The organism is uncultured Boseongicola sp., from assembly GCF_937988555.1.
Lineage (GTDB): Bacteria > Pseudomonadota > Alphaproteobacteria > Rhodobacterales > Rhodobacteraceae > Boseongicola.
Genome location: NZ_CALJXO010000026.1, coordinates 1 through 7,554, shown reverse-complemented (window position 1 = coordinate 7,554; position 7,554 = coordinate 1). Strand labels below are relative to the sequence as shown.

The window sequence follows — 7,554 nt, the reverse complement described above, 5'->3', positions numbered from 1 at the left end:
CTGGTAGTAGGCGCGGTCGTCTTCGCCCAAACCCGGTCCTCGGCCCAGTGCGCGCGCCTGCTGAAAGAACCCTTTGGCCGCATTGCCCTGCCCAACTTTGCTGACGACCAGTGAGGCCAGGAACGGCGCGCCATTCTTGGCGTCCTCGACCATTGTCGCCTCGAGCGCCTGCGTGACTTTGCTAATGGACCCCGGCATATAGAGCCCCATAGCCCGAGCAAGCTGGCCGTAGGTCATCGGCACATCTGCGGCAGACAGGTCGGTCAAATGCGCACGGATGCGATCGCGCAACGCAGTGGCCGCAGTGGCCGCTTTTGCGGCAGCGCGCGGGGCGGGGATTTCATGAGCCGTGCCATCCGACGCGATTTCGGCGGCCCAGACCCGGCGGCTGGAGCGCATGATCAACCGCGTCTTTCCCGCGTCCGTCCCAGTGCCCGATTCCGATTGGCAGACAACCTCGCCCGATTGCATCGCCGCCCGCAGGGTTTCTACGTCCATGCCCAGACGTGGCGCAAGATAATCGGGCGAGATCAGGAATTGGCCATCCTCACGCACGATCGCATCGGATGGGACGGGGCGATACAATAAAGGTCGCTTTGGCTGTTGCTCATCGCCCGGTGCGGCGCTGTAATACGGGGTAGCACCGGCGGCATGGTCGGTTACGTCAACGATATCGCGGACTTCGGGAACGGCGGCGCGGATCATGCTTTCCACCCCGCCGCGCAGCGTCGCGGCAGACGATGCACAGCCCTGACATCCCCCCGACATCAGCATGCTGACAACGCCGTCCTGCACGTCCGTGACCCTGACGTGCCCGCCATGACCGGCAATCGCCGGGTTGGCCTGCCGGTCCAGCACGTCTTGAACGGCCAGCCGGATTTCGGCATCAGTTCGTGTCTGATCTACGGCTTTGGCCGCCATCCCTAGCGGTGCGGCGGATTGGGCCATGCTGTCGCGGATCGCCTGCGCAATCAGCCCTTTCAGGGTGACCCAATCGCGGTCAGCAGCCTTAAGCACAGCCACGACCGCGCCCGCGACATCAACCTTTTCAACACCGGCAATGGCAAACAGAGCCTTGGCCAATGGGGCGCTCTGACCTGCGGTCGCATTGGAATAGCTGGCCCCAGCCCCAGCCTGCACGTCACGGTCCAATACAAAGCGCATGGAATGTGGATCCGCGGGCGAGGTTTCGGCACGGATACGCAGTGGCGCCGTCAGATCAGACATCTTCAACCTCGGCGGCCACCATGGCGCGCAGATGACCAAATGTGTAAATGCCCGAACTGTGGCCATCGCTGAAGCTGACGCCGATGGCATAGTTGCCAAGGCTCCAGATCCGGGTGGGGGCGATGTTCAGCGGCACAATTGCCGGAACCAGGACCGCGCGCCCGCTCATCTCATCAACGCAAGCCGCGCAGCGGCACGCCAGACGTAAATCACGCACATCAATCTGCTGATCGTGGCCATCGAGCCAACGCAAGACCAAAGTGCGCCCGTCGCGGCGATCCAGTGCCACCGGAACTTCGGCAGCGCCGCCTGCGTGGGCCGCATGGAGCGAAGGCTTTGGTTTGCTGGCATCATCGTCCCAGTGCCAGTCAAACGGCGTTGGAATTCCTGCGGCGTCGCGCTCGCGACCGGACAGGATCGCGGCAATGTCGCGGTAGGCAGCGGCTGCGGGTGCGTCCGGGTGCGCAGTTACCAAAGGGCGGCCCACATCGCCGCAATCCACGATTGCAGGATCAAGCGGAATTGCACCCAGAAACGGAACGTCAAGGCTGGCCGCGATCTTGGCACCACCGCCTTGATGGAAGATGTGGGTGACCTCATTGCAGGATGGGCAGGTAAACCCGCTCATGTTCTCGACGATGCCGAGAATGGGCACTTTGACCTGCTCCATCATGCGAATGCCGCGTCTGGCGATTTTCAGGCTGACATCTTGCGGCGTACTGACCACGACTGCGCCGGTCAGCGGAAAGCTCTGCGCCAGCGTCAACTGCGTGTCGCCAGTGCCGGGCGGCAGATCGAGGATCAGATAGTCCAGCTTGCCCCACTCCACCTCGAGGATGAACATACGCAGGTATTTCGATACCATCGGGCCGCGCAAAATAGCGGGCTTGTCATCATCGGTCAGCATGCCCATCGAGATCACTTTGATCCCATGCGCAATCGCAGGGATCACCTTACCCGCAGGGGACATCGTGGGGGCTTTACCAGTTTCAATCCCCAACATTCCCGGCACAGAAGGGCCATAAAGATCAGCGTCCACCAGCCCGACCGCCGAACCTTGCGCTGCCAGGGCCAGTGCCAGATTGGTGCTGACGGTGCTTTTGCCCACACCGCCCTTGCCGCTGGCCACGGCGATGATCTGCCCAAGATGCGCCATGCCCAGATCGCCAGTTTTGCTGGATGTCGCTTGTGCCGTCGTCATGAAATTCCCTTTGATTTGAGGCTTGGCATCGCTAATTTTCGGCCTTCACTTGCAGCGAAATTGACGCAAAGACAGCCAAGATCGGCCGGAGCCAGTTCAGCCTCGACGCACGCACAATAGCTGACCGCGCCACAGCCCGAAAAATGCCGACAATCGCCGCATGTTCCAAAGGCGACGGTGTCGCGAATTTTGGCCAGCTCTCCTGCCAATGCGGGTAAAGCCTGCCGCAACGCCGTGCGCAGCTTGCCCTCTAGCCGGCCAATGGCGTCTGTCAGGTTATGCAAAGGATCATAACGCATGATTGCCTGGCCGCTGCTCGTGAGGTCTAACCGAACGCTGCGACGGTCATCGACTGCCTGATGTCGGACAAGATAGCCCCTTTGCATCAAAGATTTAATGATTTGCGACGCAGTGCCCCGCGTCGTGGCATTAAAGCTGGCAAACGCTGACGGCGTCCGGGAAAGTCGATTGGCGCGCGCGAAAAACCGCATCGCCGTCCATTGCGCCGCCGTCAGGTCTGACCCTGCGTCGGTCCCGCGCGCTGCGCGTCCGAGATAGACGAGCAGTTCGGCGATTTCATCTGTGTTGGTCACTTTGTTACTCATTGCAAAAAAGATAGCGTTTCGAAATCATATTGACAAGGATTTTCTCCGACAGTTAGTATCGAAACGAAACTAGATTTAGCGCAGGTGAACAATCCTTTCCGACCGTCCCGGCCCAACCGAAAATACGGGACACGTGCAGAATTTCTTGACGCGCCGAGCGAGGCGCGGCTTGCCAGATCCTGGCGCGATGAAGGCGATGTTGCCGCCCGCAACCGTCTGGTCACATCACACCAGGCTCTTGCGATAGCGGCGACCAGCTGAGCCGGGGGCAAAGGCCGCGAGCTAGATACTGACATTCTGCAGCATGCAAATATCGGGCTGCTAAAGGCGGCCGATCGCGTCGACCCCGACAAGGGTTTTCGCTTTTCCACCTATGCCGCGTGGAAGATCAGGGCGGAAATCAAGGACTACAAGATCCAGGACTGATCCTTGGTGCGGCTTTCAAATTCAGCGCCCAGCCGTAAGCTCATTCATAATCTGAAACGCTTCGAAACCCGACTGGTCGAAACGGGGGAGGTTCCACCTGAACACCTTGTTGACCGGATAGCGACTGATTTTGGGGTGACGCCCAAACAGGTTGTGTCGATGCAACAAAGACTGGCCGCTCCGGATGGGTCTCTGATCCGACCCGTCAGTGACAATGGCGGCACGATGCAACTGCAAGCTCTCCTTGAGGACCCGGATGCGGACGTCGAAAAGGAAGTCGGCGCACGATTGGAGTCCCGTGCCTTCTGAACCGCGATGTCCGCTCACCTGAACCGGCTCTCCAAGCGAGAGCAGGAAATCATCATTGAAACCTATGTGTCCGACCCACCGAAAACGCTGCTCGAGTTAGGCGAACGGTTCGGGGTTTCCCGCGAGCGTATCCGCCAGATCCGCGAAGCCGCTCTTACCCGACTGCGTGCGTTCTCTGATGACGAGTTCGACATGATAGTCTGTCAACTCGGGGTTATGTTTTTCCCGACAAGCACGCTTCATACCGCGAAGCGGCACGGGTTCTGAAACCCAACGGCCACTATATTTTTAATACTTGGGGTCCGATGTCTGCCAACCCCTATTCGCAAATTTCTCATGAGGTTGTGGCACAATCCTTTCCTGGAAATCCGCCGGGGTTCTACAAGGCACCATTTTCATAAGGTGATCCTGTTGATGTGAAGCGTGACTTGAACGCTGCCGGTTGGCAGAACGTACACCACGAAACGATCGATTTTGATAAGGAAATTTTGGATCCTGAGGCCTTCGCAAACGCGATGATTCATGGAACGCCAATGGGTGATGAAATTCGACAACGTGGAGGGGTCGACCCACAGGACGTCGTCGATCTTATTCTCGAACAATACAATGATCGATTTGGAACCGGACCGGCAATAATGCCGTTGCAGGCGACTTCGTTTGTTTGCCTCGCGCCTTAGGTCTGCGCCCTATCTCAGATACGAAAATCACCGCAAGATCATAATAATAATAAGCAATTTAAAGGATACCAAATGTCATTTTCCATCTATCAGGCGTCTGCGCCAGTCTACGTCAAGCTGCTCGCTGGCCAAGTGGGCATGATCGAAAAGGCAGTGGCCGATGCCGAAACAAGGAAGTTTTCTCCCGAAATTCTGTTCACGGGACGCTTAAATCCAGAGATGTGGAGTTTTTCCGAGCAAGTAAAAGCGACGACAAATCATGCGTATCGCGGCACAGCCCGACTGGCTGGCCTCCCAATTCCTGAAAACCCCGATGCTGTCGGAACCGCGGCAGAAATGAAAGCCCGGATCGCCGCCACTGTCGCCTTCATACAAAGCGTTGATCAAGTTTCGGTGGATGCCGGCCATGACCGCGAAATCACTTTCCCGATGGGCAGTGAAACAACCAGGTTGACCGGAGTTCATTATTTCCTCGGGTTTACACTTCCGAATATCTATTTTCACCACACAACTGCGTTCAACATCCTTCGCCACAACGGTGTCTCGGTATCAAAATTGGACGATTTCCTCGGCGGCCTTTAGAAAATGGACTGGACCACAAGGAAGGCCGGACAGTTAAGAAAACAAGGCATTTTCGAAGCCTGTCGTCATAGCTCAGGCAAAGAAGGGCTCGAAGTCGACAGCTGCGCTGCGGCGGCGGGGCAAACAATGGACCACTGAATTTTGTAGCGAGCGGCCCAAACCGGCCACTCATCGCGCGCCCAGTTGCCGCACTGCAGCTTCCCAAGAACGGCCATTCTAGCATCGCGCAGCATTTTTATCGCTCGGATGACGGCAGTGTGGACTTTGCTGGCCCATTATTTTTACTTTGGCATAAGAGTGGCTGCGCCTTTCTCACCGGTCGCATTAAACCACACCTTTGCAGTGTCAACGGCGGAGTAAGAACCGGCCATATGGCGGAGCAAATGTCGGCCGCTTGAGGGTGGCGGAGTCCGGCGTCCGAAATGGGTTTGGCGCGCATCCCTTCGGTGACGCGCAGCAGGGCAGACCGGAGGCTTTTGGGCTTCGATTTGGAGATTGCTGCCACTTGCAGTAGGCTGAAGACACTCGAAATCAACAACCCTGTCGATGTGCGGTCCTTCCCGTGCTGGAAACTGGACAGCCAACAGGAGATTCGCATGTTCAACAAGATTATGGCACCGGTCGATTTGGCGCATCTGGAAACCCAGGGCAAGGCGATGCAATGCGCCGCCGACATGGCGCGAGTCAGCGGTGCCGAGGTGTGTTATGTTGGCGTGACGACCGCAACGCCCGGGCCGCTGGGCCACACGCCGGCCGAGTTCGAGGCGAAACTGGCGACTTTCGCCAAAGGTCAGGCCGACTCCCGCGGGCACTCGGCAAGCCACAAAATGATGATTGCCCACGATCCCACGACGGACGTGGACGACGTGTTGCTGGACGCTGTCGGCAAGACCGGCGCCGACCTGGTGGTGATGGCCACGCACAAGCCAGGATTGGGTGACTATGTCTGGCCTTCGAACGGCGGCAAGTTGTCGGCGCATGCGAAAGCGTCGGTGTTTCTGGTGCGTGGCTGACCGCGCCCAAATTTAATCAGGAAGGAGGCCGAAATGGCCGACCAGACGACAAACCAGGGCATTCCCGAGCCCGAAGATCCGTCCAGTTTGATCGAGACCGAATACGAGATTGGTCAGGACAACTTTGAGGGCAAGGTTGGACCCATCGGGTTTGATATCCATAACCCGGTCTTCATGATCTCAAGCCTGAGTATCGTCGCCTTCGTGTTCTATGCTTTGGCGCTGCCGGATCAGGCCGCGGCTTTGTTCGGCTGGTTGCGGCCGTTCCTGACCTCGACTTTCGACTGGTTCTTCCTGATGTCGGCCAATTTCTTTGTTGTGTTTTGCCTGTTCCTGATCGTCAGCCCGTGGGGCTCTGTCCGGCTGGGCGGCAAGGGCGCGACCCCCGACTATACCTATATCGGCTGGTTTGCGATGCTGTTTGCCGCGGGCATGGGCATCGGGCTGATGTTCTTCGGTGTGCTGGAGCCAGTCTATCACATGGCGATATCAGAGCCGCTGGGCGTGCCTTCACCGATTGCTGAGGATGGCACGATCATCGCCGCCAACGTGGACGCGGCGCGCCAGATGGGTCTGGCGGCGACCATCTATCACTGGGGCCTGCACCCTTGGGCGATTTACGCCATCGTCGCCCTGGCGCTGTCGCTGTTCACCTTCAACAAGGGTTTGCCACTGACGATCCGCAGCGCGTTCTACCCGATCTTCGGCGAGAGGATCTGGGGCTGGACCGGCCATATCATCGACACGCTTGCGGTGTTCGCCACCCTCTTTGGCCTTGCGACGTCGCTTGGATTCGGCGCGCAGCAGGCCAACGCCGGGCTGTCGCATATTTACGGCATCCCGAATTCGATCACCGTGCAGGTCGTCCTGATCACGGTCATCACCGCGATAGCGCTTATCTCGGTGCTGCGCGGGTTAGACGGCGGCGTGAAGGTGCTGAGCGAGATCAACATGGTCATCGCCGCGATACTGCTAGTGTTCGTGTTTGTGGCCGCCGGTCCGCTGGGCATCCTGGGCGATTTCTTCGGCGGGTTGGGCGCGTACGCGACCAATCTGGTCGGACTGTCCAATCCCATCGGACGCGAGGATACCGGGTACATGCAGGGCTGGACGGCGTTCTACTGGGCCTGGTGGATCAGCTGGTCGCCTTTCGTCGGCATGTTCATCGCCCGCGTCAGCCGGGGCCGCACGGTGCGCGAATTCCTGATCTGCGTGCTGCTTATCCCATCGCTGGTGTGCGTGCTGTGGATGGCAACCTTTGGCGGCGCGGCCATCGATCAGGTGCTGAGCGATCCGGCGGGTTCTGCCGTCAAGGCACAGGTGATCGACGCCTACAACCCGCCAATCTCGTTGTTCGCCATGCTCGAAGGGCTGCCGTTGTCCTCGATCACCTCGACCATCGCGATCGTGCTGGTGATCGTGTTCTTCGTGACCTCCTCGGACTCGGGCTCGCTGGTGATCGACACCATCACCGCTGGCGGCAAGATGGACGCCCCGGTGGCGCAGCGCATCTT

At 58.8% G+C, this 7,554-nt stretch carries 9 protein-coding genes; 6 read left to right on the top strand and 3 right to left on the bottom strand.

Annotated features, from left to right (window positions below; genetic code table 11):
• The 3 genes from Q1B15_RS01430 to Q1B15_RS01420 form a co-directional block, all read right to left on the bottom strand.
• Positions 1-1,227: DUF6522 family protein (locus Q1B15_RS01430; protein ID WP_299749042.1), on the bottom strand; the 1,227-nt coding region annotated here is incomplete at its 3' end.
• The gene (locus Q1B15_RS01425) at positions 1,220-2,428 is read right to left on the bottom strand and encodes a P-loop NTPase (protein ID WP_299749039.1); all 1,209 of its coding nucleotides are present in this window, start codon (positions 2,426-2,428) and stop codon (positions 1,220-1,222) included. The genes Q1B15_RS01425 and Q1B15_RS01430, both read right to left, overlap by 8 nt.
• On the bottom strand, positions 2,425-3,021 hold the full coding sequence (locus Q1B15_RS01420) for a MarR family transcriptional regulator (protein WP_299749036.1): 597 nt from the start codon (positions 3,019-3,021) through the stop codon (positions 2,425-2,427). The genes Q1B15_RS01425 and Q1B15_RS01420 overlap by 4 nt, the downstream gene beginning before the upstream one ends.
• 306 nt (positions 3,022-3,327) lie before the next feature.
• On the opposite strand from Q1B15_RS01420, the gene Q1B15_RS01415 reads away from it, so the two are divergent.
• From Q1B15_RS01415 to Q1B15_RS01390, 6 genes are all read left to right on the top strand, one after another.
• Positions 3,328-3,459 (top strand): sigma factor, encoded by a 132-nt coding sequence (locus Q1B15_RS01415; RefSeq protein ID WP_366141645.1) that lies wholly within the window; start codon positions 3,328-3,330, stop codon positions 3,457-3,459.
• A gap of 3 nt (positions 3,460-3,462) precedes the next feature.
• Entirely contained in the window at positions 3,463-3,768 is a 306-nt protein-coding gene (locus Q1B15_RS01410; RefSeq protein ID WP_299749034.1) for a hypothetical protein, read from the top strand.
• Between the two features lie 6 nt (positions 3,769-3,774).
• The gene (locus Q1B15_RS01405) at positions 3,775-4,035 is read left to right on the top strand and encodes a sigma factor-like helix-turn-helix DNA-binding protein (protein WP_299749031.1); all 261 of its coding nucleotides are present in this window, start codon (positions 3,775-3,777) and stop codon (positions 4,033-4,035) included.
• 482 nt (positions 4,036-4,517) lie between these two features.
• Positions 4,518-5,027, top strand: coding sequence for a DUF1993 family protein (locus tag Q1B15_RS01400; protein WP_299749028.1), 510 nt, complete (start codon positions 4,518-4,520; stop codon positions 5,025-5,027).
• Between the two features lie 428 nt (positions 5,028-5,455).
• Positions 5,456-6,040, top strand: a complete 585-nt coding sequence (locus Q1B15_RS01395; RefSeq protein WP_366141644.1) for a universal stress protein — start codon at positions 5,456-5,458, stop codon at positions 6,038-6,040.
• Between the two features lie 33 nt (positions 6,041-6,073).
• Positions 6,074-7,554 (top strand): BCCT family transporter (locus tag Q1B15_RS01390; RefSeq protein WP_299749025.1); only part of this gene is annotated, 1,481 nt, incomplete at its 3' end.